The organism is Streptomyces sp. 3N207, assembly GCF_052246355.1.
GTDB lineage: Bacteria > Actinomycetota > Actinomycetes > Streptomycetales > Streptomycetaceae > Streptomyces.
In genome coordinates, this window is record NZ_JBQQBV010000002.1 from 1 (window position 1) to 23967 (window position 23967).

The 23967-nt window shown below is 68.9% G+C and carries 21 protein-coding genes and 2 pseudogenes; 12 read left to right on the top strand and 11 right to left on the bottom strand.

Annotated features, from left to right (window positions below):
* The 6 genes and pseudogenes from ACTWP9_RS03210 to ACTWP9_RS03235 form a co-directional block, all read left to right on the top strand.
* Window positions 1-133 (top strand): annotated as a pseudogene (locus ACTWP9_RS03210) (FAD-dependent oxidoreductase); the annotation flags it as partial.
* A 38-nt stretch (window positions 134-171) separates the two neighbouring features.
* Window positions 172-1419, top strand: a complete 1248-nt coding sequence (locus tag ACTWP9_RS03215; RefSeq protein WP_443244404.1) for a sensor histidine kinase — start codon at window positions 172-174, stop codon at window positions 1417-1419.
* Window positions 1416-2126 carry a response regulator gene (locus ACTWP9_RS03220; RefSeq protein WP_443244405.1) on the top strand — a complete coding sequence of 237 codons (711 nt, stop codon included), beginning with the start codon at window positions 1416-1418 and terminating at the stop codon, window positions 2124-2126. The genes ACTWP9_RS03215 and ACTWP9_RS03220 overlap by 4 nt, the downstream gene beginning before the upstream one ends.
* A gap of 372 nt (window positions 2127-2498) precedes the next feature.
* Complete coding sequence (locus ACTWP9_RS03225) at window positions 2499-3317, top strand: ABC transporter ATP-binding protein (RefSeq protein ID WP_443244406.1); 819 nt, start codon at window positions 2499-2501, stop codon at window positions 3315-3317.
* Complete coding sequence (locus ACTWP9_RS03230) at window positions 3314-5845, top strand: FtsX-like permease family protein (protein ID WP_443244407.1); 2532 nt, start codon at window positions 3314-3316, stop codon at window positions 5843-5845. The genes ACTWP9_RS03225 and ACTWP9_RS03230 overlap by 4 nt, the downstream gene beginning before the upstream one ends.
* A gap of 330 nt (window positions 5846-6175) precedes the next feature.
* Window positions 6176-6448 carry a hypothetical protein gene (locus ACTWP9_RS03235; protein ID WP_443244408.1) on the top strand — a complete coding sequence of 91 codons (273 nt, stop codon included), beginning with the start codon at window positions 6176-6178 and terminating at the stop codon, window positions 6446-6448.
* Window positions 6449-6866: 418 nt separating this feature from the next.
* Here the strand turns inward: ACTWP9_RS03235 and tnpA are convergent.
* The 5 genes and pseudogenes from tnpA to ACTWP9_RS03260 all read right to left on the bottom strand — a co-directional run.
* Window positions 6867-7079, bottom strand: a pseudogene (gene tnpA / locus ACTWP9_RS03240) (IS200/IS605 family transposase); the annotation flags it as partial.
* Between the two features lie 75 nt (window positions 7080-7154).
* Window positions 7155-8138, bottom strand: a complete 984-nt coding sequence (locus tag ACTWP9_RS03245; RefSeq protein ID WP_443244409.1) for an aliphatic sulfonate ABC transporter substrate-binding protein — start codon at window positions 8136-8138, stop codon at window positions 7155-7157.
* 102 nt (window positions 8139-8240) lie between these two features.
* Entirely contained in the window at window positions 8241-9023 is a 783-nt protein-coding gene (locus tag ACTWP9_RS03250) for an ABC transporter ATP-binding protein (protein ID WP_443244410.1), read from the bottom strand.
* Window positions 9020-9835, bottom strand: coding sequence for an ABC transporter permease (locus tag ACTWP9_RS03255; protein ID WP_443244411.1), 816 nt, complete (start codon window positions 9833-9835; stop codon window positions 9020-9022). The genes ACTWP9_RS03250 and ACTWP9_RS03255 overlap by 4 nt, the downstream gene beginning before the upstream one ends.
* A gap of 16 nt (window positions 9836-9851) precedes the next feature.
* Entirely contained in the window at window positions 9852-11093 is a 1242-nt protein-coding gene (locus tag ACTWP9_RS03260; RefSeq protein ID WP_443244412.1) for an ROK family protein, read from the bottom strand.
* A 471-nt stretch (window positions 11094-11564) separates the two neighbouring features.
* Here ACTWP9_RS03260 and ACTWP9_RS03265 point away from each other — a divergent pair, with 471 nt between their 5' ends.
* Both ACTWP9_RS03265 and ACTWP9_RS03270 read left to right on the top strand, forming a co-directional pair.
* On the top strand, window positions 11565-13100 hold the full coding sequence (locus ACTWP9_RS03265) for a sulfatase-like hydrolase/transferase (RefSeq protein WP_443244824.1): 1536 nt from the start codon (window positions 11565-11567) through the stop codon (window positions 13098-13100).
* On the top strand, window positions 13097-14107 hold the full coding sequence (locus ACTWP9_RS03270; protein WP_443244413.1) for a formylglycine-generating enzyme family protein: 1011 nt from the start codon (window positions 13097-13099) through the stop codon (window positions 14105-14107). Before ACTWP9_RS03265 ends, ACTWP9_RS03270 begins: the two co-directional genes overlap by 4 nt.
* Window positions 14108-14200: 93 nt before the next feature.
* On the opposite strand, the gene ACTWP9_RS03275 is transcribed toward ACTWP9_RS03270, so the two are convergent.
* A complete protein-coding gene (locus tag ACTWP9_RS03275; protein WP_443244414.1) occupies window positions 14201-14338 on the bottom strand; it encodes a hypothetical protein in 138 nt (45 codons plus the stop codon).
* Window positions 14338-14922 (bottom strand): TetR/AcrR family transcriptional regulator, encoded by a 585-nt coding sequence (locus tag ACTWP9_RS03280; RefSeq protein WP_443244415.1) that lies wholly within the window; start codon window positions 14920-14922, stop codon window positions 14338-14340. Before ACTWP9_RS03280 ends, ACTWP9_RS03275 begins: the two co-directional genes overlap by 1 nt.
* Window positions 14923-15051: 129 nt before the next feature.
* Here ACTWP9_RS03280 and ACTWP9_RS03285 point away from each other — a divergent pair, with 129 nt between their 5' ends.
* Both ACTWP9_RS03285 and ACTWP9_RS03290 read left to right on the top strand, forming a co-directional pair.
* On the top strand, window positions 15052-15789 hold the full coding sequence (locus tag ACTWP9_RS03285) for an SDR family oxidoreductase (protein WP_443244416.1): 738 nt from the start codon (window positions 15052-15054) through the stop codon (window positions 15787-15789).
* Between the two features lie 26 nt (window positions 15790-15815).
* A complete protein-coding gene (locus tag ACTWP9_RS03290) occupies window positions 15816-16088 on the top strand; it encodes an SDR family NAD(P)-dependent oxidoreductase (protein WP_443244825.1) in 273 nt (90 codons plus the stop codon).
* A gap of 9 nt (window positions 16089-16097) precedes the next feature.
* On the opposite strand, the gene ACTWP9_RS03295 is transcribed toward ACTWP9_RS03290, so the two are convergent.
* Window positions 16098-17168: an amidohydrolase family protein gene (locus ACTWP9_RS03295; RefSeq protein WP_443244417.1), complete on the bottom strand. Its 1071-nt coding sequence runs from the start codon at window positions 17166-17168 to the stop codon at window positions 16098-16100.
* A 92-nt stretch (window positions 17169-17260) separates the two neighbouring features.
* Between ACTWP9_RS03295 and ACTWP9_RS03300 the strand changes: the two genes are divergently transcribed.
* The gene (locus ACTWP9_RS03300) at window positions 17261-18025 is read left to right on the top strand and encodes a TetR/AcrR family transcriptional regulator (RefSeq protein WP_443244418.1); all 765 of its coding nucleotides are present in this window, start codon (window positions 17261-17263) and stop codon (window positions 18023-18025) included.
* A 129-nt stretch (window positions 18026-18154) separates the two neighbouring features.
* Here the strand turns inward: ACTWP9_RS03300 and ACTWP9_RS03305 are convergent, their stop codons facing one another.
* The 3 genes from ACTWP9_RS03305 to ACTWP9_RS03315 all read right to left on the bottom strand — a co-directional run bounded on the left by ACTWP9_RS03305 (window position 18155) and on the right by ACTWP9_RS03315 (window position 23328).
* Entirely contained in the window at window positions 18155-20125 is a 1971-nt protein-coding gene (locus ACTWP9_RS03305) for a DUF6461 domain-containing protein (RefSeq protein ID WP_443244419.1), read from the bottom strand.
* Between the two features lie 438 nt (window positions 20126-20563).
* Window positions 20564-21856, bottom strand: a complete 1293-nt coding sequence (locus tag ACTWP9_RS03310; RefSeq protein WP_443244420.1) for a hypothetical protein — start codon at window positions 21854-21856, stop codon at window positions 20564-20566.
* Between the two features lie 254 nt (window positions 21857-22110).
* Window positions 22111-23328, bottom strand: coding sequence for a DMT family transporter (locus ACTWP9_RS03315; protein WP_443244421.1), 1218 nt, complete (start codon window positions 23326-23328; stop codon window positions 22111-22113).
* Between the two features lie 102 nt (window positions 23329-23430).
* On the opposite strand from ACTWP9_RS03315, the gene ACTWP9_RS03320 reads away from it, so the two are divergent.
* Window positions 23431-23772, top strand: coding sequence for a hypothetical protein (locus tag ACTWP9_RS03320; RefSeq protein ID WP_443244422.1), 342 nt, complete (start codon window positions 23431-23433; stop codon window positions 23770-23772).
* Window positions 23773-23967 lie beyond the last annotated feature (195 nt).

Genomic DNA, 23967 nt, shown 5'->3' on the forward strand with positions numbered 1-23967 from the left:
CTTCCCCACCACCGCCCGGGCCCTGGAACAGCGCAACGACATGCTGCGCAAACTCAGCACCATGCCCCCCGCCACGGAGGGACGACCGGCCCACTCGGCCCTCACCCTGCCCGAATTCATGCCCACGGCGTGAGTTCCGGGACGGCGAACGGCTTCCCGGGGACAACAGCGATGGAGACACCCGAATCGCCGGCAGCGGCCGAGCGTGCGCTGCTCGCGGGGGCTTCGCGTCGGTGGGTGCGGCTGCTGCCGTGGGGCGTGGCGTTCGTGCTGTGCGTCGCCATGCTGCCCACCACCATCCAGGTGCTCAGCGTCGACTACGGCCTGAACGGCGGCATCGCCAGCGCGCTGGCCGTTACGCAGACGGCACCGCTGCTGCTCGCCGTCATACGCCCGCTGCAGGCCTGGTACGTGATCTTCGCCGCGGACATGGCCGGGGCGTTCGCCCTGCTCGCCGTCGACTTCGAAGAGCGGCTCGTGTGGCCGTTCCCGCCCATGGAGATCGTCGGGTACATCGGCCTCTGCCTCGCTCTCGGCCTGCGCGAGCCGCGCCGGACGCTGCTGCTGGTGTGGCTGGCGACGGCGGGCGCGGGCGTCGGCCTGGAGTTCGTCGTGCCCAACGGTATGAGCGGCAACAGCACACTCCTCACCATTCTCAGCGGGGTCGCACTCGTGCTCGTCGGTGCGCTCCGCGAGCGGTACGAGGCGCAGCGCAGACTGGCCGAGCAGGAGACGATCAGCGAGGCCGAGCGCGGTCGGCGGACCCTGTTGGAGGAACGGGCCCGCATCGCACGCGAGTTGCACGACGTGGTGGCGCACCACATGTCCGTCATCACGGTGCAGGCGGACACCGCAGCGTACCGCCTCGACGGGCTGCCGCCTCACGAGCAGGAGGAGTTCACGTCCATCGCGGCGACCGCGCGCGAATCGCTCGGCGAGATGCGACGGCTCCTCGGCGTGCTGCGGAACGAGGAGGCGCACGGCGAGCTCGCGCCCCAGCCGGGCCTGACGCGAATCGGGCAGCTGGTGGAGGCGACGGTGAGGGCGGGCGTGCCGGTGGAGTTCACCTCCTGCGACGCCGATGTGCCCGAGGCGGTGGGCCTCTCCGCGTACCGCATCGTCCAGGAGGCCCTCGCGAACGTCGTGCGGCACGCGCCGGGTGCTTCGACGCAGGTATCGGTGTCGGAGTCCGTTTCTCAGGACAGCGCGCGGCTCACCGTCCTCGTCGTCAACGGGCCGCCGCCCGAGCCGACCGCCGAGCCGCTCGAGGAGGGCGGCACCGGGCACGGCCTCGTCGGCATGCGCGAGCGGGTGCGGCTGGTGGGCGGCGAGCTGGACACCGGGCCGCTGCCGGGCGGCGGCTTCCGGGTGGCGGCGCGGCTCCCGGTGACAGAGAACGACAGCGAAGGGGCAGCATGACGATCCGGGTCATCATCGTCGACGACCAGGCCATGGTGCGGGCCGGATTCGCCGCGCTGCTGGCCGCCCAGAGCGATATCGACGTGGTGGGCGAGGCCCCCGACGGTGTGCGGGGCGTCGAGCTGAGCCGGCGCACCCATCCCGACGTCGTGCTGATGGATGTCCGCATGCCCGAGATGGACGGCCTCGATGCCGCGCGCCGCCTCCTCGCGCCCCCGCCGGGCGGTGGGGGCAGCACCACCCACGCCGTTCAGGCGGTGGGGGAGCACCGGCCGCGCGTCCTGATGCTCACCACATTCGACGTCGACGACTACGTCTACGAGGCGCTGCGCGCCGGCGCGAGCGGCTTCCTGCTGAAGGACGCGCCGCCGGCCGACCTCATCGCGGCGGTACGCGTCGTGGCCTCGGGCGACGCGCTGCTCGCTCCCTCCGTGACGCGCCGCCTCATCGCGGACTTCGCCCGGCAACGTCCCGCAGCGCGAGGCAAGCCCGGGCTGCGGCTCAAGGCCCTGACGGAACGCGAAACCGAGGTCCTCACCCTGATGGCCCGCGGCCGGTCCAACGCGGAGATCGCGGAGACGCTGGTGCTGGCCGAGCAGACGGTGAAGACGCACGTGAGCCGCGTTCTCACCAAGCTCGACCTGCGCGACCGCGCCCAGGCGGTGGTCTTCGCGTACGAATCGGGGCTGGTAGCCCCGGGCGAGTAGGACAACCACTCGCCGGGGCTGCGCCCCGGGACCCGAGCACGTCGCCATCGGAGGCGGAGGGGCCTGCGGCCCGTGGCGCTTGCACGGTGCTGAGCCGCGTCGGGTGAGTCGCGGTCCCGTCGGGGGCGGCTCGCTCCACGGTCCCGGAAGCTGGGGGCGGCCCCGGCCCCCACCCGGCAAAAAGCGGCTCCCTCCCCAGGGCTTCGCCCCCAGGCCCCGGCCGGCACCCCCGGCGGAGGGTAGGGCCCTGCCCCTCCTCCACCCCGTACCGCGGTAGTACCTCCACATCGGCTCCCGGGTATGACCCCCCGCGCGCAGCCGTCCCCCCACACTCCACCTCATCGGCAAGAGAAGATCGCGAAAGGACGGAACATGAGGCTGCGCAGCGGCAAGCGCCAGAAGACGGACGACCAACCGGAGGTCCCGGCCACCACACCAGGGCTCGCCGTCGAACTGCTCGGTGTCCGGCGGCAGTACGGCCGCGGCGCGGGCACCGTGCACGCCCTCGCGGGCGTCGACCTCGCCCTCCCGCGCGGCACGTTCACGGCGGTCATGGGCCCGTCCGGTTCCGGCAAGTCCACCTTCTTGCAGTGTGCCGCGGGGCTCGACCGGCCGTCGGCGGGATCCGTGTGCCTCGGCGGCACGGAGATCACCGGTATGAGCGAGAACGACCTCACCGAGCTCCGTCGCAGCCGACTCGGCTTCGTCTTCCAGGCGTTCAACCTGCTGCCGTCGCTGACCGTGGAGCAGAACGTGCTGCTGCCGATGCGCCTCGCCGGGCAGCGCCATGACCGCCACCGGGCGGCCGCGGTGCTCGCGCAGGTCGGACTCGCCGACAAGGCCCGGCGCCGGCCCGGCGAGCTCTCCGGCGGCCAGCAGCAGCGCGTGGCCGTCGCCCGCGCCCTGGTCACCAGCCCTGACGTGATCTTCGCCGACGAGCCCACCGGCGCCCTCGACACCAGCACCGCCGCCGAGGTCCTCGGCCTGCTCCGGCACTCGGTGGACCACCTCGCCGCCACCGTCGTCATGGTCACCCATGACCCGGCCGCGGCTGCCTGGGCCGACCGCGTGCTGTTCCTCGCGGACGGCACCTTCGCCGGCAGTCTGGAGCGCGGTTCGGCGCAGCAGATCGCAGCGCGGATGGTGACGCTCACCTCCCGTACGGGCGCGATGGCAGGAGCCGCGGCATGAGGAGCTTCGCCCCGAACGGCCTCGCTCGCGCGGCCGTACGCTTCAAGCCCGCGTCGTTCGCGGGCACGTTCGTCGCGCTGATGATGTCGGCACTGATCGTCGCGGCCTGCGGCATCCTGCTGGAGACCGGTCTGCGCGCTTCGGTTCCGGCGGAGCGGTACGCGAAGGCGCCGGTCGTCGCGGCGGCCGACCAGTCCGCGCGACTCGTCGCCGATACCATCGACGGCCCGGACGAAACCGCGTATCCGCTGCCGGACACCCCCCGCGTGGACGCGGGGCTCGCGGCGAAGGCCGCCCGGGTGCCGGGCGCCGAGGCCGCGGTGCCGGACTTCACCTTCCCGGTACGGCAGGGCGCCTCCTCGTCGGGCGCGCTCACCGGCCATGGCTGGGGCTCACACGCCTTCACCGGCACCGCGCTGTCCGCGGGCGCCGCGCCGCGTACGGGCGAGGTCGTGCTCGACGCCGCCGCGGCCCGTACTGCGAAGGTCGGCGTCGGCGACACCGTCGCGCTCGAAACGGCCACCGGCCGCGCCGACTTCCGGGTGTCCGGGCTGGCCAAGGCCGGGGCGGGTGACACCGCGACGGCGGGCACAGCGGCCGGCGGCAAGGCCACGGCCTGGTTCGCCGACGCCGAGGCAGCCGCGCTGGCCGGGCACCCCGGCAAGGCCGACGCCGTCGTCGTACTGGCCGAGGACGGCGCCTCCCCCGACGACGAAGCAGCCCTCGCCGCCGCCGTCGAGAAGTCCCTCGCCGGCTCCGGCGCGCAGGTGCACACCGGCGACGGCCGCGGCGAAGTCGAGGACCGGGGCCTGGCGTACGCCAAGGAGACGCTCACCGGACTCGGCGGCCCCTTCGGCGGGGTCGCCACCCTGGTCGCCGTCTTCACCGCGGCCGGCACGGTCGCCCTCTCCGTCGGCCAGCGCACCCGCGAGTTCGCGCTGCTGCGCGCCGTCGGCGCCACCCCGCGGCAGATCCGCCGCGCGGTCGCCGCCGAGGCGCTGCTGGTCGCGCCGCTCGCAGGGCTGCTCGGCTGCCTGCCGGGGATCGGGCTCGCAAGCTGGTGGTTCGGACAGCTCAAGGACCGCGGGGCCATCCCGGAGGCGGTCGATCTGCACGTCTCGGGGCTCCCGCTGCTCGCCGCCGTCGGCATCGGGCTGCTCACGGCGCTCGGCGCCGGCTTGATCGCCGGGCGCAGGCCCGCGAAGATCAAGCCGGGGCAGGCACTCACCGAAGCCTCGGTGGAGCGGCTGCGGCCGGGCATCATCCGTGCCGTCCTCGGGCTTGCCGCCCTCGGCGGTGGCTCGGTTCTCGCCGGCGTCGCCGCCTCCGCCGCCGGTGACAACGCGGCCAACGCCTCCCTCGGCGTCATCATGCTCTTCATGCTCGCGGTCGGCCTGCTCGGCCCGCTGCTGGCCCGGCTGTGCGCGGCGCTCTTCGGCCTGCTGCTGCGCGGCGGCGCCGCGGCGGCGCTGGCCGCCGCCAACTCCCGTACCAACGCGCGCCGACTGGCCTCCGCGATCACTCCGATCGTGCTGGCGATGGCCTTCGCCTCGACGCTCGTCTTCATGCACACGAGCGAGAGCAAGGTCGCCGCGGAACAGCTTCGCGACGGCATCACGGCGGACCACGTCGTCACCAACCCGGCGGGCCTGCCCACCGGCGCCGCCGCCCGGGCCGCCCGCGCTCCCGGCGTCGAGGCGGCCGTGAGCCTGCTCGACACACAGGTGCTGGTGCCCGTCGAATCCGGCGGCGAGACGTCGTTGGCGGGGTCGGCGACCCAGGGCATCTCGGGTTCCGGCGCCCAGCTCGCCAAGGTGCAGGACCTGGACGTACGCGACGGCAGCCTGGACCGCGTGGGAGCGGGCCGCATCGCCATCGACAAAACCCTCGCCACCGGGGCGAAGGTCAAGGTCGGTGACAAGCTGGCGCTCTACCTCCCCGACGGTACGAAGGCCCGCCCGGAAGTCGTCGCGGTCTACGGCCGCGGCCTGGGCCTGGCGGCGGTGACCATGAACCGCGCGTCCCTGGCCGACCACGTCACGTCGGGCTTCGACAGCACGCTGCTGGTACGCGGCGGAGAGGCGGGGTCCCTGGCCGCACTCGGCAAGGTCACCGACGCCTCGGGCTACGCCGTCGAGCAGAACACGGACCGCGAAGTCGGTGCCTGGGCCAACTACGTGATGGCGGGCGTCCTGGGCGGGTTCGCCGCCGTCGCCGCCGTCAACACCCTGGTGATGACGGTCCTGGACCGCCGCCGCGAACTGGCCACGCTCCGCCTCGTCGGCTCCACCCGCCGCCAGGTGCTGCGCATGCTCCGCTGGGAGAGCCTGCTGGTATCGGCAGCGGGCGTGGCCCTGGGCACAACCATCGCCATGATCACGCTGACCCCGATGATGCGCGGCCTGACGGGCGAGTCTCCACACATACCCCCGCTGCTGTACGCCACATTCGTCGCAAGTGCGGTCTCCCTCGGCCTCCTCGCCGTAACCCTCCCCGCCCGCGCGGCACTGCGCGACCGGGAGGCCTGAGACCGTGACGCGTAACCGGCTCTTCGTGCGTGATTGGTTGAGGTCGTGCCTGTGCTTGCCGGGATTGTTGTGCAGGCCGACGAAGCCGAGGTCGGCGATCGCGGCGAGACCGGCCTCGCCCAGCCAGGGCGTGTTTCGGAAGTGGTAGGCGGGTGCGCACGGGCGAGGCATGCGCGCCCCCCTGTGATCGCTATGGTGCGCGTCACATATCTTCGGTGAACTTATTGGCCTCCCGGGTCATCTACCGGCAGGACAGAGGGGTTGGTCGCCCGGCGCCGCGCGTGAGGAAGTAGTCAACGCGGCCTGCACATAGACGAACTGAGGAGAAAAATGCGAAGGAAGCTTGCGAAGGCAGTTGTTGTCCTGGCCGGTATTGCGGCCTTCACCGGTACGACCGCGGTTTCGGCAGGAGCTGTAGAGGCCAAGGAGGCAAGGACGGTAACGGCAGCAGAGAAGGCAAAGAAGAACCCGGTCCCGAAGTTTGAAACTGCGGAGGGGTGCATCAGGTGGGGCAAAACCCTGATGTTGGCCACGGGGGCTTCAGGTTTCACGTGCAAGGAAGTTGACGAGGGCGGCCAGTGGATCGTCACGGAATTGTACTGAAAGCAACGGTGACCGCGCGGCGCCTCGGCGCCGCGCGGTGACATGCTTCTGGGGACGCACCGACAGGGGCGGTCGGATCGACCGCCCGCGATCATGTCTCCGATCCACTCCGGCATCACGAGCCGCGAGTACGCCTGGTCGTGCCCGTGTCACAGTCCTGGGCTGTCGTCTCGCCCCACGGATGTCACGACGATGCCTTGACGGTCTCCGCATCGATGGCCTCGTCCATCGAATGTCGTCGGCTTGCGCAGCATCTCATCGGCCGATCCAGTGCTTGAATCAGCCGGATCCAGCACGGGCCTCCGGGCGTTCACGCTCGGGAGGAGCAGCTTTTCGGGACCGCTCTGACTTGCACTTGTGCAGAGATCTGCAGCAAGGCGTACATCGAGAGCCAGAAGCGTCCCGACTGGCAAAAGCGCAGCGGTGCGCCCTCGCAGGAAGCGGCGAAGTAGGACGGCGACCCGAAGTGGTCACCCCACAGGTACTCGCGGATGTGGTCGGGGTCTCTTGGCGGAGCCTGTTGGCGGAGACACCCTTGAGGGAGCCGACGAGCCGGGAGGGGGCGACCTTCGGCGGGTAGCGCACGAGCAGGGTGCACGTGGTCGCGTTCGCCGTTGGACCCGGCCAGTTCCCGTTGCGAAGTCGCCACCGCCCTCCGCCTCCATCGTGAGCAGCACCATGGTGTGCCGGAGTTCGACCGGGCGGACTATCCGGCGTGCACCTTCTGGTAGAGGTCGCCGGTGTAGTAGTCGGACGGGTCGGGATTCTCCTCCAGTTGCTTGTTGCGGACGAAGAAGTCCCCGAGCTTCTTCAGCGAGCGGTCCATCTCGCCGCTTTTGGTCTGCGCCGCCAGCTCGCCGGTGGAGAGGGTCTCGACGTGCGAGGCGTCGGCCTTCGCCTGTGCCTTGGTGACGTGCAGCATCTTGGCCGTGAGGGCGATGGACTCCTCGGGGTGCTTCTTGCGCCAGTCGTTGGCCTGCTGCAACACCTTGATCACCTTGGTGTTCTTCTTCTCCGGCACCTTGTTCCCGGCGACGAATGCGGTGGGGAAGGTGTCCCCGGTGTCCTTTGTGCTTGCCACCTCCTCCATCTTCGGGACCTTCTTTTTGATGGTGTCGATGGCGGGGTAGAAGATGCCGGCGCCGTCGATCTTTCCGGAGGTGAAGGAGGACACGACGGTGGACGGGTCCATGGCGACCTTCTGGATGTCCTTCGTGGTCATCCCGGCCTTCTCCAGCGCCATGTTGAGGATCATGTCGCCGGAGGTGCCCTCGGGCACGCCGACCCGCTTGCCCTTGAGGTCCTTCATCGACGTGATGCCGGGCTGGGCGATGACGCGGTCGGCGTAGGTGAAGGTGTTGACCGAGATGACCTTCGCCTTGCCGGAGGCGGGCAACCACATCGCGCCAGGGCCGATGTAGCCGTAGTCGAGGTCGCCGGAGCCCAGCGCCTGGATCTGCACCGGTCCGTTGTTGAACACCTTCGCCTTCGCGGTGAGGCCCTGTTTCTTCCACAGCCCCTGCTGCTTGGCGATGGCCAGCAGGCTGGCCCCGTTGTAGTCGTCTATGTAGCCGAAGTTGACCGTGTTGTCGTCCTGGGAAGCGCTGGTGGAGCACGCGTTCATGGCGAGGGGGAGGACCGTGACGGAGAAGAGTGCTGACAGGGTGCGGCGGATGGTGCTTCTGGGCATGGCGGAGGTGTCCTATCCGGGGAGGGGCAGTTTGTGGGGGCAGGGCTCGGCCGGACCGCAGGGGTGACGGGCCGTACGGAACGGGCCGTACGGAACGGGCCGCTACGCGGCAGCGGAGGTGGCGTGCTCCTGGTGGTAGACAGAGGTCCACACCGTGTTGCGGATCTGTCGGAACTCCGCGGACAGCCGGATCTCCTCCGTACGGGGGTATGGCAGGTCCACGTCGACGACGCGGTGGATACGGCCGGGCCTGGCGGCCATGACCACCACGCGGCTGGCCAGATAGACCGCCTCGTCGACGTCATGGGTGATGAACAGCACCGTGCGCTTCTCACGGCTCCAGGTCGCCAGCAGCTGATCCTGCAACTGCACCCGGGTGAGGGCGTCCAGCGCGCCGAACGGCTCGTCCATGAGCAGGACTTGCGGATCCACCGCGTAGGCACGGGCGATGGCGCAGCGCTGTTTCATACCCCCCGACAGCGTCTTGGGCAGCGCGTCCGCGAAGTCGTCCAGCCCCACCAGGCCGATGGCCTGGCCCGCCCGGCGGTGTCGCTCCTCGGCGGGGACAGCGGCGAGTTTGAGGCCGAACTCCACGTTCTGCCGCACGGTCAGCCACGGGAAGAGTGCGTACTGCTGAAAGATCACACCTCGGTCGGGCCCGGGTCCTGTCACCGGCCTGCCGTCCACGAGCACTTGGCCCGAGCTGGGGTCCTGGAGTCCGGCGGCCATGCTCATCAGGGTGCTCTTGCCGCAGCCTGAGGGGCCGACGACGGTGACGAACTCCTGGTCGGCGACCTCCAGGGACACCCCGTCCAAGGCAGTGAACTCGGCCCCCTTCAGCGGGAATGTCTTCACCACGTCCTGAAAACTGATCTTGCTGTTCATCGTCGCTCCTGCCAGCCGGTGAGCCGTCGTTCGGCGAGCAGCAGCAGCCGGTCCATGAGCAGGCCGAGCACGCCGATGGTGATCAGGGACACGAAGATCGTGTCCATCTCGAACCAGGTGGACGCCTTCTGCATCCGATAGCCCAGTCCTTCCTGGGCGCCGATGAGTTCGGCCGCGACCACCGTGGCCCAGGAGGCGCCGAGCCCGATGCGCATGCCGACGAGGATGAACGGCGTGGAGGCAGGGACGACCACCTTGGCGAAGATGACGCGGTCCGAAGCGCCCAGCACCCGGGCGGCGTTGATAAGGGTGCGGTCCACATCGACGACGCCCTGGAAGGAGGAGACGACGCAGGCCATGAAGGAGGCGAGGTAGATCACCGCGATCTTCGGCACCTCGCCGATGCCGAGCAGCACGACCGTGAGCGGGATGAGTGCGAGCGGTGGGATGGTGCGGAAGAACTGGATGTAGGGCTCGACCAGGGCGCGCACCATGGGGTACCAGCCCATGAGGAAGCCCACGGGTACGGCCACGACCACGCCGAGGGCATAGCCGAGGAAGACCCGGCGCAGGCTGGCGAGCGTGTCGGTGGTCAGGGTGCCGTCGGCGACCATGTCGCCGGCCTTCTGCGCAACGGCGAGTGGCGTCGGCAGGTTCTCGACCAGGCCGAGCGCGGCCACGACCGCCCAGACGAGGACACCGGCCACCAGCGCGAGGGCGTTGAGGGCGAGCGGCCATTGTCGGGAGCGGCGCGCCGCCCGTTGAGGGGCCTGCGGCTCGGCGGTCTTCTCGGGGGGGACGATCACGGCCATGGGTGCCTCACTGGATTCACGCCAGTTCCTCGGTGACGGGCTGCGGATAGCGGGAGAGCAGGGGAGATTCGTGAAGGACGAGGGCGATGCCGCCCAATGCGCTGCCGGCTTCGCCGAGGGTCGCGTGCCGTACGCGCACCCGGTGCCGGGCCATGGGCATCACGTGGGCACCCAGGGCCCCTTCGAGGGGCTCGGTCAACGCTGCCCCGGCCTCGGCGAGTTCACCGCCGATGACGATGACGCCGGGGCCGACCGCGTTGCACACGGCGGCCAGTACGGTGCCGACATCGGTGCCGACCCGTTCCAGCACCGTCCGCGCGGCAGGGTCGCCGGACGCGGCGGCGGTCAGGAACGCGGAGATGTCCTCGGCCCGACCACCGGCTGAGCGGTAGCGTTGCAGGACGGCCTCGATCGAGGCGACGGTCTCCAGACAGCCGGTGCCGCCGCATTCGCACGGTGCGCCGTCGGGGTCGACGGTGATGTGCCCGAACTCGCCCGACATGCCGTACATCCCGCGGTGCAGCGAGCCGCCGACCACCAGACCGCCGCCCACGCCGTGGGACAGCCGCAGATACAGCACGTCCCCGGCGTCGGCTGCGGCGCCCCACACGGCCTCGGCCAGGGCCGCAAGTCTGGTGTTGTTGTCGAGCAGCACCGGGACGCCGAACCGCTCGCGGAGCAGCCCGGGCAGGCCGTCGATACTGAGCGCGTGCGCGTCCGCGCTGCCGGGATCGTTGATCGGTCCGACCACGCCGACCCCGATCGCGCTGAGCGAGTCGAGCCCGAGCGTGCCGCGCCGCGGGGGTCGGCCGACGGACGCGTCGTCCTGGGAAGACCTGCCGAGCGAACCGAGGAGGCGTTCGGCGATGTCGACCCGCTGCACCCAGGTGAGGTCGGATGCGTGTGCCTCACTGGCCGAACCGATCATCTCGTGCGCGACGTTGACCGCCGAGACATGCACGGCGCGGCGCGCGAAGTCGATGCCGATCGCCTCCCCCGCATTCGGATTGAGGCTGAGCTTCTCGACCGGTCGGCCGCGCCTGCGCACCTCCACCGGCGGGGTGGAGGCGACCACGGCGCCGCCCTCCACCAGGCCCGCGACGATGTCGTACAGCGTGGTGCGCGACAGACCACTGTGCGATCCCAGCTCAGCTCGGCTGAGCGGACCGTGCTTGCGGAGCAGGCCCAGGACGGACTGCTCGTGACTCTTGCGCAGCCGCGTCAGCGGACCGTCGGGTGACTGCATGAAGCCCAGCATGGAGAGCGCCGCTGTTTTTCGTCAATGAGTCGGAAGAAAAACATTTGCGGATGTGCCGACGGGTTCCGTGGTCATCACCGTGCCCCTGTCGTTGCGCCCCAGGTGTTCCGTAGGCGTCGCGAAGACGCCCCTGAACTGCTGCGATGGCGCTCTGGGTCGCTGTTGACGGCGGCGCAGCGCGGGCGGATCCGGCTCCGGAGGGGAAGCCCGGTGGGCGGTGGGCGGTGGTTGCCGACGGGTTTATGTTCGCACTATTGACATAAATCTGAAGCGAGCCGGACCATGCCTCGCATGACACTGGCCAAGATCGCCCCATGTCGCGGCAGCGACGACGGACTCCGCCGCGGACGTGTCTCCTCGGCCGCGGCCGGCCGGGCGGGCAGGACGCCAGTCACCCGCGACGCTGCCTGCGCCGGTCGCTCCCGCTGACCCCAGGCCGACCGAACCGAAAGGGTCACCGTGCGCCCCAACATGCTCTTCCTCATGACCGACCAGCACCGGGTGGACACCCTCGGCACCTACGGCAACCCTCATGTCCGCACCCCGAACCTGGACCGGCTCGCGGCCGAAGGCACCCGGTTCGACAGCTGCTACACCCCCACCGCCATCTGCACCCCCGCCCGTGCCAGCCTGCTCACCGGCGCCGCCCCGTTCCGGCACAAGCTGCTGGCCAACTACGAACGCAACGTCGGCTATCTGGAAGACCTCGCCGACGACCAGTTCACCTTCGCCGGACAACTGCGCTCCGAGGGCTACCGGCTGGGGCTGCTGGGCAAGTGGCACGGAGGTGTGCGGCGTACGGCTGCCGACTACGGTTTCGAGGGCCCGGACCTGGCGGGCTGGCACAACCCCGTGGATCACCCCGACTACCTTGCCTATCTCGCGGAGAACGGCCTGCCGCCGTACCGCATCACCGACCCCGTACGCGGCACCACACCCAACGGCAGCCCCGGCAACCTTCTCGCGGCGCGGCTGCACCAGCCGGTCGAGGCGACCTTCGAGCACTATCTCGCCACCCGCACCATCGAGATGATGCGCCGCTGGGCGGAGGACGGGGTGGGGGGAGCAGGGGACGGAGCAGGTGAGGACAAGCCGTTCTTCCTGGCCACCCACTTCTTCGGCCCGCACCTGCCGTACATCCTCCCTGACGCGTACTACGACATGTACGACCCTGCTCTGGTCGAGCTGCCCGCCTCGGTGAGCGAGACGTTCGCCGCCAAGCCGCCGGTGCAGAGCAACTACAGCAAGCTGTGGGCCTTCGACACGATGCCGCTGGAGGAGAGCCGGAAACTGATCGCCGTCTACTGGGGCTATGTGACCCTCATCGACGAACAGATCGGCCGGATCCTCGACGCGGTGCGCGAACTGGGGCTGGAGGAGCACACCGCGGTGTTCTTCACCGCCGACCACGGCGAGTTCACCGGCGCCCACCGGCTGCACGACAAGGGCCCCGCGATGTACGAGGACATCTACCGCATACCCGGGCTCCTGAAGGTCCCCGGCGCGCCACGCGGCCAGGTGCGGGACGAGTTCGTCTCCCTCACCGACTGCGCCGCCACCATCCTCGACCTCGCCGGCTGCGACACCAAGCCGGCCGTGGACAGCCGCAGTCTGCTGCCGCTGGTCGCCGGTGGGCGGCCCGAGTGGGCCCCGCATCATCTCGCGGAGTTCCACGGCCATCACTTCCCGTACCCGCAGCGCATGCTGCGCACCCGCCGCTACAAGCTGGTCGTCAACCCCGAGTCGCGCAACGAGCTGTACGACCTGCACACCGACCCCGACGAGCTGCACAACCGCTACGACCACCCCGAACTGCGCGACGTGCGGGCTGAACTGACCCGTACGCTCTACGACTTGCTGCGCGAGCGGGGCGACAATTTCTTCCACTGGATGACACCGATGTACGACGTGGAGACCGACTACGACACCACCCTCTCGGCGTTCGAGAGCGAGCCCGGCACCGGCAACGTGCCCGTGCCCGGGCGGGCGGGGGAGGAGCGCTCGTGAGCCCGGCGGGCTCCGACGCCGTGGCCCGCTCCTGCTGCGCTCCCACCCGCCGGCCGGCCGAAGCCGCGGCGGCCACCGCTTCGGTTCCGGTTTCGCGGGCGACCGCCCCCGACGCGCCGGCCGATGCCCCGGACGGCGTGGCCGACGCGTACCGGACCCGGATCGAACTGCCTGGCGGCACCTTCCGGATGGGCAGCGAGGACAGCGACGCGAACCCCGGCGACGGGGAAGGACCTGTACGTGAGGTCACCATGGCCCCGTTCGCCATGGACGCCTACGCGGTGACCAACGCCCGCTTCGCGGCTTTCGCCGAGGCGACCGGTCACCGCACCGACGCCGAACGCTTCGGCTGGAGCTATGTCTTCGCGAAGTTCCTTCCCGGGCGGCTGCGCAAAATCTCACCGCGCCCGGAGACCACCCCGTGGTGGTGCGGTGTGGAGGGGGCCCGCTGGGACGCGCCCGAGGGACCCGGCAGCGGGCTGGAGGGACGCTGGGACCACCCGGTCACCCACGTCAGCTGGGCGGACGCCCGTGCCTTCTGCGCCTGGGACGGCGGACGCCTGCCGACCGAGGCGGAATGGGAGTACGCGGCCCGCGGCGGGCTCGACCAGGCCCGTTACCCGTGGGGCGACGATCTCACCCCCGGCGGAGCGCACCGCTGCAACATCTGGCAGGGCACCTTCCCCGCCAAGAACACCGCCGAGGACGGCTACACCGGCACCGCTCCGGTGCACACCTACCCACCCAACGGCTTCGGGCTCTTCAACGTCTCAGGCAACGTGTGGGAATGGACGGCAGACACATGGCACCCCAAGGAGCCGGGATTGCGGGCGATGCGTGGCGGCTCGTATCTGTGCCACGACTCCTACTGCAACCGCTACCGCGTCGCCGCACGCACCGCCAACACCCCGGACAGCACCACGGGAAACCTCGGCTTCCGCGTGGCCCGCGCCCCCGCGGCCTCGTGGCGAGGAGACACGCACCAGCCGGCCAACCCCGGCTCCTGAGCGATCCACGTCCCGCAGACCCGACGCGGGTGACTGTCCCGGCCCCCGCCGCTGGTGGCACCGTTCACAGCCAACCGGCCGTCGGGTGGGTGGTCAGTCGGCGATCGCGCGATTCCGGTTCCGTCGCCGGACGTACAGGCGAGTGCCGTCCGGGCCGGTCCGTTCCAGCCGTACGACACCGACCAACAGGGAACGCCGGGCGAGGTGCGGCCCGTTCTCGGAGCTGATCATCAGTCACGTCCTTCACGTCGAGCCCGGAGACCGTCAAGGATGAGAACGATCAGTCGCTCGGCCTGCTGTCGCTTTTCGGGGCCCGCCGAGGTGAGGGCAATGCCTTCGAGCGCGGCTCCCACATCCGTCGCGCTGACGTCTGTGCGTACCTCTCCGGCGGCCGTGCACGCGTCCATGAGGGTGGTGATGGCTGCCTGAATCATGTCGCGGCTGTGGCCGTAGGGATTGCCGCCCGTTGCCGCAATGGCGCGGAGGGCCTCGATCATGCCGTATTTGGCGGAGGCGTAGTCCAAGAAGAGGCGGGTCCACTCATGCAGGGCCTCGAAGGGCGATCGCGTCTCAAGCAGGCCGGGGACGGCGTCGCACAGCTCGACTACCTCGCTGCGGTAGACGGCCTCGATCAGAGTTTCGCGGGTGGGGAAGTTGCGGTACAGAGTCGCGCTGCCCACACCTGCCGCCTTCGCGACGCGATCCAGGTGGGTGTCCAGCCCTTCCTCGGCGAACACCCGTACTGCCGCCGCAAGGATCTTGTTTCGATTGCGCCGTGCGTCCGCTCGCAGCGGACGCGCTGCACTCCCGTCCACAGCACTCGCCCTTCTTCCCGGTTTGCTAAACGGGGGCTCCCCCACTTAGTCTGAAATTAAGTGGGGGCGGCTCCACTTCAACTGTAGGTCATGGCTTGACCTGCGCACACGCCGGGAAGGGCAGCGGAAATGTCGGGCATTGAGGGCAAGGTCATTGCGGTCACCGGAGCCAGCAGCGGCATCGGGGAGGCGACTGCGACCTATCTCGGTGAAAAGGGCGCCCGGCTCGTGCTCGGCGCCCGCCGGGAGGACCGGCTGAACGCCGTCGTGGACAAGATCAAGGCAGCGGGCGGCACGGCTACCGGCGTCATCGTCGACGTCACCCGCCGCGAGGACCTCCAGCGTCTTACGGACACGGCGATCGACCAGTTCGGCCGGCTCGATGTCCTCGTCTCCAATGCGGGCACGATGGCCGTCTCGCCGTTCGACGACCTGCGCCAGGACGACTGGGACGCCATGGTCTCCGTCCACATCACCGGCCTGCTCAACGGTATAGGCGCGGCGCTGCCCGTCTTCCGGGAGCAGCGTTCCGGACAGTTCGTCAACGTCGGTTCCACCGCGGCCTACGTCGTGAAGCCCCCACAGGCCGTCTATGCGGCCACCAAGACGGCGGTGAAGGTGCTGACCGAAGGGCTCCGGCAGGAGTCCGGCCCCGACCTGCGCGTCACCCTCGTCTCGCCCGGCTTCACCAACACCGAGGGCGTGGGCAAGGGGGCGAGCCCCGAGGCAGCGGCGGCGATGACCCAGCAGCGCGACGCGATCGCTATGCCGCCCTCCGCCATCGCCGCCGCGATCGGCTACGCGATCGAGCAGCCCGAGGGTGTCGATGTCAGCGAGATCGTCGTCCGCCCCACCGTCCAAGCCTGACTCCCACCACCAGCAGCCCTGGACACCTGCGGGCGCTCGACGTCCTCGCCGATGCTGTCGTAGGCGACAGCAACCCGCTGGGAAAGGCCACGGAAGCCCAGTTCAACAACATCTTCGACACCAACGTCAAAGGGCGTGCTGAACACCGTCCAACCACGATCGCAATCCTGCCGGAAGACGGAAGCGTCGTGATCACCGGATCCACGGCGTCCATCAAGGGTGGTGTCGGCATGAGTCTGTACGGCGGTGCGAAGGCCGCACGGCGAAGCATGGTTCGCGCCTGGATTCAGGTCGGCTGAGGCGGAGTATCAAGCCGACTCGCGCTGTGCGCGGCTCGCTGTAATGTGCCCGGTCAGTTTTTCCCAGTTGCCGGATCCGATCGCGGCCCTTTCCTCGTGGCTGAACGGTGCCTGCTCGAGGAACGAGCGGGCGACCCCGTTGGCGGTGTCGAGGAAGGGGAATCCCCCGGGTCGGGTCCCGAAGGTGTAGGGGTAGTCGGTCGAATACATCATGCGCTCGGTTCCGACGACCTCCGACGTCCACCTCATGTAGCGCTCACTGACCGTGCCGCTGCCGCACACCCAGAAGTTCTGCGTGAAGTAGTCGGCAAGCGGGCGCTCCAGCTTGCCGTTGTGCGCCATGATCCCGGTGTGGTCGAGGTAGAACAGGACGACCTCGCCCCAGTGCCCCGCGATCACCTGCAACCCGGGGTGCCGGTCGAAGACGCCGGAGAAGATCATCCGCAGGTACTGGATACCCAGGTCGAAGTACCAGCCGAGTCCCGCCGTCGCAAGCCCCATGCCAGTGCTGCGCGCCATCCCCACTCCGTCGTCGAAGCCGGAGTAGTACGCCTTGAGGACCTCGGGAACCGGCGTTTGGGGATGGAAGTGCAGCGGCACCTGAAGGCGTTCAGCCGTGGCGTACAGATCGTCGAACTCCGGGGCGTCGGCCAGCTTGTCCCCTGTGCGCCCGTACAGCATCGCACCGGGGAAGCCGAGCTGAGTGACCGCACGTTCCAGTTCGGCAGCGGCGGCCTCGGGCGCCGCTGTGGGAATGGCGGCGAATGCCTGGAACCGGTCGGGCCGCCCGGCGACGATCCCGGCCAGGGTGTCATTGGCCTCACGGGCCACGCTCACGGCGTCTTCGGCTGCGAGGTTCTGCACACCGGGCGAGGCCAGGGACAGGACTGCGACATCGATGCCCTGGTCGTCCATGTCGGCAAGGCGCTGCTCCCCGAAGTCTCGCAGCCGCCGCGCGAAGGGCTCGTCCCCGAACCCGAGCTGCGGTATTTGCGGCACACCCGCCTTGGCCCACGCATCGAGCAGCGCGGGCAGAGCAACGTGTTCTTCAAGTGCCACGATCTTGATTCCGTCTGACATCTGCACTCCTTCATCTCATTGGTTCCATTGGAACCGTAGATACCGTAACACTGAAACTAACGATGGAACCGCTCGCGCGCTATCGTTGGAACATGGCATCACGTTCACATGGAACGGACGACGCAGCCGCCGTCGAATCCGTCAGCGCAGCCACCGGTCGCGGGCAGCCCCGACAGCGGATCATCGAGGCCGCCATCGACCTGCTGGTAAGCGAGGGCCGCGACGCGGTCACCACTCGCGCGGTCGCGGTCGCGGCAGGAGTACAACCACCGGCCATCTACCGGCTTTTCGGCGACAAGGACGGGCTGCTCGACGCGGTGGCCGAGCACGGCTTCGCCATGTTCCTCGCGGCGAAGCACGTCGCCCCCGATCCGCAGGACCCCATCGAGGACCTCAAGGCCGGCTGGGACCTGGCGGTCGAATTCGGTCTGGCCAACCCCGCGCTGTACACGCTGATGTACAGCGAGCCCACCAGAGAGACGTCGGCCGCCTTCAAGGCCGGCATGCAGATCCTGCTGGGCCGCATCCGGCGCCTCGCCGTGGGCGGCTGGCTTCGCGTCGACGAGGAGATGGCGGTCGCGCTCATCCACGCCACAGCGCGTGGGGCGGTGCTCACCTGGCTCTCCCTGCCCGAAGACCGGCGCGACCCGGCCCTGTTGACCATCCTTCGGGAATCCATGATCACCGCCGTGACCAACCAGGAGCCTGCCGTCCAGCACACGGGACCGGCCGGTGCGGCAAGGGCCCTGCGCGCCGCACTTCCCGAACAGACGCCCCTCAGTGGCGCGGAGCAGCACCTGCTGCGGGAATGGCTGGACCGCCTCGCCGCCGACGCCGATAGGCCGGGCCAAGCCTGACAGTCCTGGTCGAGAGGTATCTCGACCAGCACCCGGTTCCCGTGGGGTACCGGGAGGTGTCGGGAGTGGGGGAGCCGCCAGGAATCGTGTGCGGCGCGCGACTATGGCCGGCTGGTCCCGCGGATCACCTCATCGCTTCCAACGGAGGATCGCGCCCAGGGCCGTCCCGGCCACGTCCGCTTCTGTCGGCCTGACCCCCGCCGTGCGGCACAGCAGTTCAACATCGTGTTCTTGGACGGTCTCGATGACGTTGTCGGAGCCCATCGCGGCGAGCGCCCGCTGAACTTCGGGTGTACTCGGCTCCTGGGAACCGTCAAAGGTGTTGTGATCGGCGACTGTCTCGCCATCGCGGTGCACCACGAAATATCTGTCGAGGTACCTCAGGGCGCACGACACGGCGAAGGTGCCCTCCGACAGCTCCGGGCAGTCCACTGCCGATCCCCCCAGGCGGTCCTGGACCAGCAAGCTGTGCGGGCCGAGCGCGAACGCGGCTATGACCCCCTCGTCCAGGGTGAGGTCCTGGCGCGCGGCGTCCTCCTGCAGTTCCTCCCACGTTCCGGTCATGATCTGCGTCGGCTCGACGCCCAGCCGGCGCAGGGCCTCGTCCGGCGCCACGTCGTGGACGACGCTCACGCCGTAGTCACCATCGTCGATGTCTATCAGGGTCTTCGCCCATGAGGTGAAGTCCTCGGGCGGCGAAGCACCCGGTTCGGGCGGGGCCACTCGCTGCCCGTTCCGCCAGACCACCGTCCCGTCGTCGCGGCGCAGCTGGACCTCTCCGGGGAGCACGACCAGCTCCTCACCCGGCCCGCCCAGTTCCTCGGCCACCGTGCCGTCCTCGGCCCGCACCCGCAGCACACCGTCGTCGTCGAGCACCAGGTAGCTGCGCCCGGCGTTCCACGTGCACCCGACCCAGATCCAGCGGCCGTCCTCGCCGTAGAGCACGAGCCTCTCGTCGTTTCCGTGCGCCAGCACAGTGCCGCCGCCGGCGGAGGTGAGGGACTGGCGACGCAGCGTCTGGCCACGGCGCAGGACCGATCCGCGCGCCGTCGTGTCTGCGGTCCCCTCAGTGCCGGTGGCGTCCCGAGAGGCCCTGAAGCCCCAGACTTCCGAGCCGGCTGCGTCGAGCAGCGCCGCGCCGCCGAAGTCGCCGACCACGAGCCGCTCAACGCCCCGGCCCGCGGTGCCGGACTGCCACACCGGCGCCCCATAGAGATTGCGGATCACCAGCTCACCGTCTTCGGCCAGCTCGGCCCACCCGTCGCCCGCCCACCAGGTGTCGCTCGCCCAAATCGCCTGCTGCGTCCGGTTGTCGTAGAACACCAGATTCCCGTCCTCCTGGTGCACCAGCGTGTACGCGCCCGAAGGCGAGGTGAGCGACTGGTGCCGCAGCCGTCCGCCGAGGCCCAGTTCCGGACCGCCGTACGCGTGCTCCGCCGCCGGAGGCGGCAGAGTCATCGGCACGTTGCGCATCCCCTCCTGCCAGATCAGCTCACCGTCGGCGCCCACCAGACACAGCGACCACTTCTTGTTGAGCAACCGCCAGGTCAGGACCGTCCCGTCCTGCTCCAGCCAGCGCACCAGCGGACCGGCCAGTGGCCGGCTCCACCCGCTGCCGCCCGGGTCCTGGGCCGAGATCCGCAACGAGCCGTCGGAATCGCGTGTGACAAGCTGGCGCCACTTGCCCTCCCGTACCAGGTAGCGCTGGGCGGTGATGTCCGCGGCGGGTGCGGCGTCCTCCATGGCCACCGCCCCGGTCGGGCCGGTCCGCGAGTTGAACAGCGGCATGCCATGGCCGTCACACAACACGAAATCGCCGCCGTCCGTGACGGTCAGGGAACGGGCCCCCGGCACCGCGATCTCCGAGAGCCAGACCGTCTTGTTCGCGGAATCCACGACCTGGACCGCCCCGCCGTCACCGAGCAGAAGCCGGCCTACTGCCGCCCGTTTCCCCTCCCCCGCGCGCCACCACACCTCCCCCGTCCTGTGCTCCGTGAGAACGGCCACTCCCTCGGGGTCGTAACTCACCTTGAACCGGCCCTTCGGCGACCTCAGCGATTCGTCCCAGCTCAGCGGCTCATTCAGATGCAACTCGCGCATGTGTTGTTCCATCCTTCCTGTGGCTGCTCTCGGACCACGTGTGCTTCACCAGGTTCACGCGGGGATCTGACAGCCCCTCGCCGCAACTGCTTCGCACTCAGGCCCCCCACCGGGATACAGCGGCACGCCGTCGGCAGGCATTTGTGGTGGCGGTGGAGTGCGCCGAGCCGGGTGCCATCTGCTTCTGTGTGTCCACGGGGACCGGATCGGGCCGCGTCTGAAGCTTCCCCGTGTGACGGGACGCCTGGAGGCGTGCATCTGTCGCGAGCCGCCAGCGGGACCAGATCGCCCCGGACCTGCTGGTCCGGATGTCGATGCTCGGCGCTCTAAACGAGCAGAACGGTCCGTCAGCAAGCGGCTGACGGACCCTCATGCAAGATCGTGGTTGGTGTCCGGCCGTCTTGTCCGACCGGACGTCCCCACTGTCTTCCCGGTCCCTCAGTCGGTCTTCTGCAGCGCACGGAACTGGTCGATCCATACGCGGTTCCGTCCGGGCAGACCGCCCTTGCCCTGCCGGACGGTATACGGGCAGTACAGGCTGTTGAGCATCCACGGGTTTTTCTTCGCGGTGAAGTTCGTCGTCATGGCCTCGTCCTGGCTCACCCCGTAGGTGGCCACCGCGAGCCTTTCGGTCTTGCGGAACTGCTCAAGCTGATCCTGAAGATAGGTCTTGTTGTCTTCGAACCAAGGGGTCATGGAAAGAAAATCGTCCCATTTCTGCTGGGTGAAGCGGTGCTCGGTGGCTTCGCGGAGCACCTCCCACACCTGTTTCCCCTGGGCATCTTTGTATTTTTTTGCAAATTGGGCAGAAACCGGATCTGTCTGGTGCTGCTTCCAGAGCAGGACCAGGGAGAACTCGGTAGCCAGGAATTTCTGCTCGGGACGCATGCGAGGGAGAATGTAGTCGAGGTACTTCTTGGCACCCGCAAGGGACGTCACATGAGGGTGGATATCCACTCCCTCGATGTCCTTGGTTTTCTTCACGAACTTCATCCAGCGCTTGGTGGCACCTGTCTGCCCGTTGGCCCAGTCGAGGTGGTTGAGCGCCCCCATGTAGAGCTTGGTCTTACGCGCGGAGTGCTCGGCACGGTAGGCGATGATGTATTGCGCGATCTTCTCGTAGAAGAGGTTGAGGCGACGGTCGCGCTGGTTCTTACGGGTTTCGAGGAACGGTTCGTTGCCGATCACCAGGATGTCGACCCTGTCCATGATGGTCGGCAGCACCTTTTTTACGCGCTCGAACGCGGTCTTCCAGGCATCGGTGCCAGGGGTCGGGATGTCCTGCTCGTTGTACGGGAACTTCAGCGACAGCACCGTGCCGTACCCACGCTCCTTGGCTTCCAGGAGCTTTTTTATCTGCGGCTTTTCAGAGATGGCGCCCTTATCGGCGTCGCGCATGGGGAAGAACCCGCGCAGCCAAGTGGCCGAGACACCCTCGAGCTCGTCGAATGTCACCTTGGCCGGATCGCCGTTGAAGTTCGCCCCAAGGATTCCGACGGGGGGCGGTGGGGTAACGCGAGAGCCTTCCTTGGCCTTCTTTGATTCCTCGCTCCCTTTGCCCTGCTTGCCGGACTCGGCGTCCTTACTTTTACCCGATCCGGAGTCGTCGCTGCACGCCGCGGCGCCCAACACCGCCAGCCCAGCAACCCCGGACATGCCGAGTATTCGCCGACGCGACAACGCGGGCCGCTCGGAAGTTCCGGTCGAGTTCCCGCCGAAGCCATTCCCCATGCAAACTTTCCTTTCTCTCGTGATCACAGCCGGTCAAGCTGTGAACTGTCTCGCGACTGGCGGTGTGTGGTCGGGTAAGCACCGTGTGCGCGGTAACGCCCAGGGGCCGCCGCGTTCTCCTCGTGACCTATGAGTTCGCTGAGCTTGTCCGGCTACCGATGAGGGAGGTACGCATGCAGCTTGTAGTACGACGAGGAGGCTACGCAGCCCGCCGGCCCTCCCGTGTTCTCAACTCCGCGCAATCCCTGGGCGGGTCACTGTGTCAGGTGAACCGTCGAGGCCGGCTCTTCGTCCACCACGTGCGGCCTGCGCACGTACATGGTGCTGAACGCTCCCGCACCATGAAGGGAAAGCTGAACCGTCGGAGACTCGTCCCCGGTGTGCCGTGCCCAGTCCACTCTCGGGTCCCGTACGGCAGCGTGCCGGAGCGGTCGGGGTCGTGGTGACGTCGTCCAAGCGGTCTCGAAGGCTCGGGCCGGTGTCTTGTGTTCCGGTGTCCGGGCGGTGGAATCGGGGACCAATTGCTGTAGTTGGAGTGTGTCGGGGGCGTAGTCCGGATATGGGGGCACTCCTGCATGGTGCTTCCCTTGCTGCGGGGCGGCTTGTTCCCCGCCGCTCTTGATCACGATCGTGACGCCGATGATGATCATCAGGAGTCCGGGCACGGTCGCGGCCTCGACACTTTGTCCTAGCAGCCACCATGCGGTGAGCGCGGCCACCGGGGTCTCCAGCAGGAGGAGGACGCTCATCGTCGTCGCCGAAGTTCTGCCGAGGGCGAAGTTCATGGAGCCGAGCCCCAGAAGCTGGGGGAGGACGAGCAGTCCGAGCAGCGACAGTTGTGTGGTCTGGTCGAGACCTGTGAGCGGGATGTCTGCCAGCCAGCAGATGGCAAGGAGTTCCACACCACAGACCAGCGACGTGACCGTCGAATACAGGGGTGTGCTCACCGAGGGGCGCGCCTTTTCGCTCAAGGCGGTGTACGCGGCCTGAGCTATGGCCCCGAGGAGGGCGAGCAGGTCACCCAGCAGCGCTGTGCCGCCGGCCTGCACGTCGAGACCGGCGGCCGTGCCGGCTCCCACCACGGCGAGCGTGAGACCCGTCCATGTTTTGCGAGCTGCCCGGACACCCTGACCTCGGGCGATGAGGGCCTGCCAGACGGGCTGGGTGGCGACGAGTGCCGTGGACATGGCCACCGAGGTCATCCGGGTGCTCGTCATGAAGGCCGCAAAGTGGAGGGCGAGCGCCGTGGCCGCGAGAAAGCCGAAGATCATGGGCCGCCACTGCTCCCGGCGCAGGAGGCTGCGCTCGCCATTGGCGAGGCGTACCACCTCGCGGCGGCGCAGTAACAACAGGAACGGCCCGAGTGTGGCGAAGCCCAGGCAGTTGCGCCAGAACGCCATGGCGAGTGGCGGGGCGGAGGCCGCCGCGGTGAGAGGGGCGGTGGCCGAGATGGCGAGTACGGTGACCGTCATCGCCGCCACGGTCAGAGGATCGACTCTGGATTTCACTCCTTTCAACCCCCGCCCGAGACCGACCGAGCTGTGGGGAACGCCGCATCGCCGTGGTCGTCGCGCGTGGAACCCATTGAAGGCGTAAGTGAGTTCGCGGAGGCGTATGCCGCACTGACCTTTCCGCCGAAGCTGAAGATGTCCATACCGTTCCGGGCCGGTGTGTTGTTCACCCCGTCCCCTTCCCCGGACGTGAATGCGGTGGTGAAGTCATCAACTGTCCTTTCCAGCTCGATCATTGAGCCCGCAGATTTCTGTGCCGTTGAGGGATGGGAAGAGTGGGCCGAGGGCTTCGAGAGAGGTGTGGAGAGAAGCTGGCCGATGCCGATGCCGACGTGCTCGTCGTTCAGGCCACCTGTAGGCAGCGAAAGCGCGACGAGAACAGCCGAAGTCGACGCGTCGGGTTGAGGTGTCAGCCGACCCCGTGCGTCGTTTCACTGGGATGCGGAAGGAAGCACCGAAGTTTTCGTGCGGCCCGAGCCGTTACCAGGTCGTTATCGAGCCGTCGAACGAGGGCAAGGCCCCTTTTGCTCACCCGGGGGCCCACTCACAACCGTGCTGGACGGGACGAGGCCGAGGTGACGAGCAGCTTGCCGAGGCGTG

Coding starts and splice junctions, on each gene's coding strand:
- ACTWP9_RS03215 (WP_443244404.1), top strand. CDS start 172: ATGGAGACACCCGAATCGCCGGCAGCGGCCGAGCGTGCGCTGCTCGCG.
- ACTWP9_RS03220 (WP_443244405.1), top strand. CDS start 1,416: ATGACGATCCGGGTCATCATCGTCGACGACCAGGCCATGGTGCGGGCC.
- ACTWP9_RS03225 (WP_443244406.1), top strand. CDS start 2,499: ATGAGGCTGCGCAGCGGCAAGCGCCAGAAGACGGACGACCAACCGGAG.
- ACTWP9_RS03230 (WP_443244407.1), top strand. CDS start 3,314: ATGAGGAGCTTCGCCCCGAACGGCCTCGCTCGCGCGGCCGTACGCTTC.
- ACTWP9_RS03235 (WP_443244408.1), top strand. CDS start 6,176: ATGCGAAGGAAGCTTGCGAAGGCAGTTGTTGTCCTGGCCGGTATTGCG.
- ACTWP9_RS03245 (WP_443244409.1), bottom strand. CDS start 8,138: ATGCCCAGAAGCACCATCCGCCGCACCCTGTCAGCACTCTTCTCCGTC.
- ACTWP9_RS03250 (WP_443244410.1), bottom strand. CDS start 9,023: ATGAACAGCAAGATCAGTTTTCAGGACGTGGTGAAGACATTCCCGCTG.
- ACTWP9_RS03255 (WP_443244411.1), bottom strand. CDS start 9,835: ATGGCCGTGATCGTCCCCCCCGAGAAGACCGCCGAGCCGCAGGCCCCT.
- ACTWP9_RS03260 (WP_443244412.1), bottom strand. CDS start 11,093: ATGCTGGGCTTCATGCAGTCACCCGACGGTCCGCTGACGCGGCTGCGC.
- ACTWP9_RS03265 (WP_443244824.1), top strand. CDS start 11,565: ATGCTCTTCCTCATGACCGACCAGCACCGGGTGGACACCCTCGGCACC.
- ACTWP9_RS03275 (WP_443244414.1), bottom strand. CDS start 14,338: ATGATCAGCTCCGAGAACGGGCCGCACCTCGCCCGGCGTTCCCTGTTG.
- ACTWP9_RS03285 (WP_443244416.1), top strand. CDS start 15,052: ATGTCGGGCATTGAGGGCAAGGTCATTGCGGTCACCGGAGCCAGCAGC.
- ACTWP9_RS03295 (WP_443244417.1), bottom strand. CDS start 17,168: ATGTCAGACGGAATCAAGATCGTGGCACTTGAAGAACACGTTGCTCTG.
- ACTWP9_RS03300 (WP_443244418.1), top strand. CDS start 17,261: ATGGCATCACGTTCACATGGAACGGACGACGCAGCCGCCGTCGAATCC.
- ACTWP9_RS03305 (WP_443244419.1), bottom strand. CDS start 20,125: ATGCGCGAGTTGCATCTGAATGAGCCGCTGAGCTGGGACGAATCGCTG.
- ACTWP9_RS03310 (WP_443244420.1), bottom strand. CDS start 21,856: ATGGGGAATGGCTTCGGCGGGAACTCGACCGGAACTTCCGAGCGGCCC.
- ACTWP9_RS03315 (WP_443244421.1), bottom strand. CDS start 23,328: ATGACGGTCACCGTACTCGCCATCTCGGCCACCGCCCCTCTCACCGCG.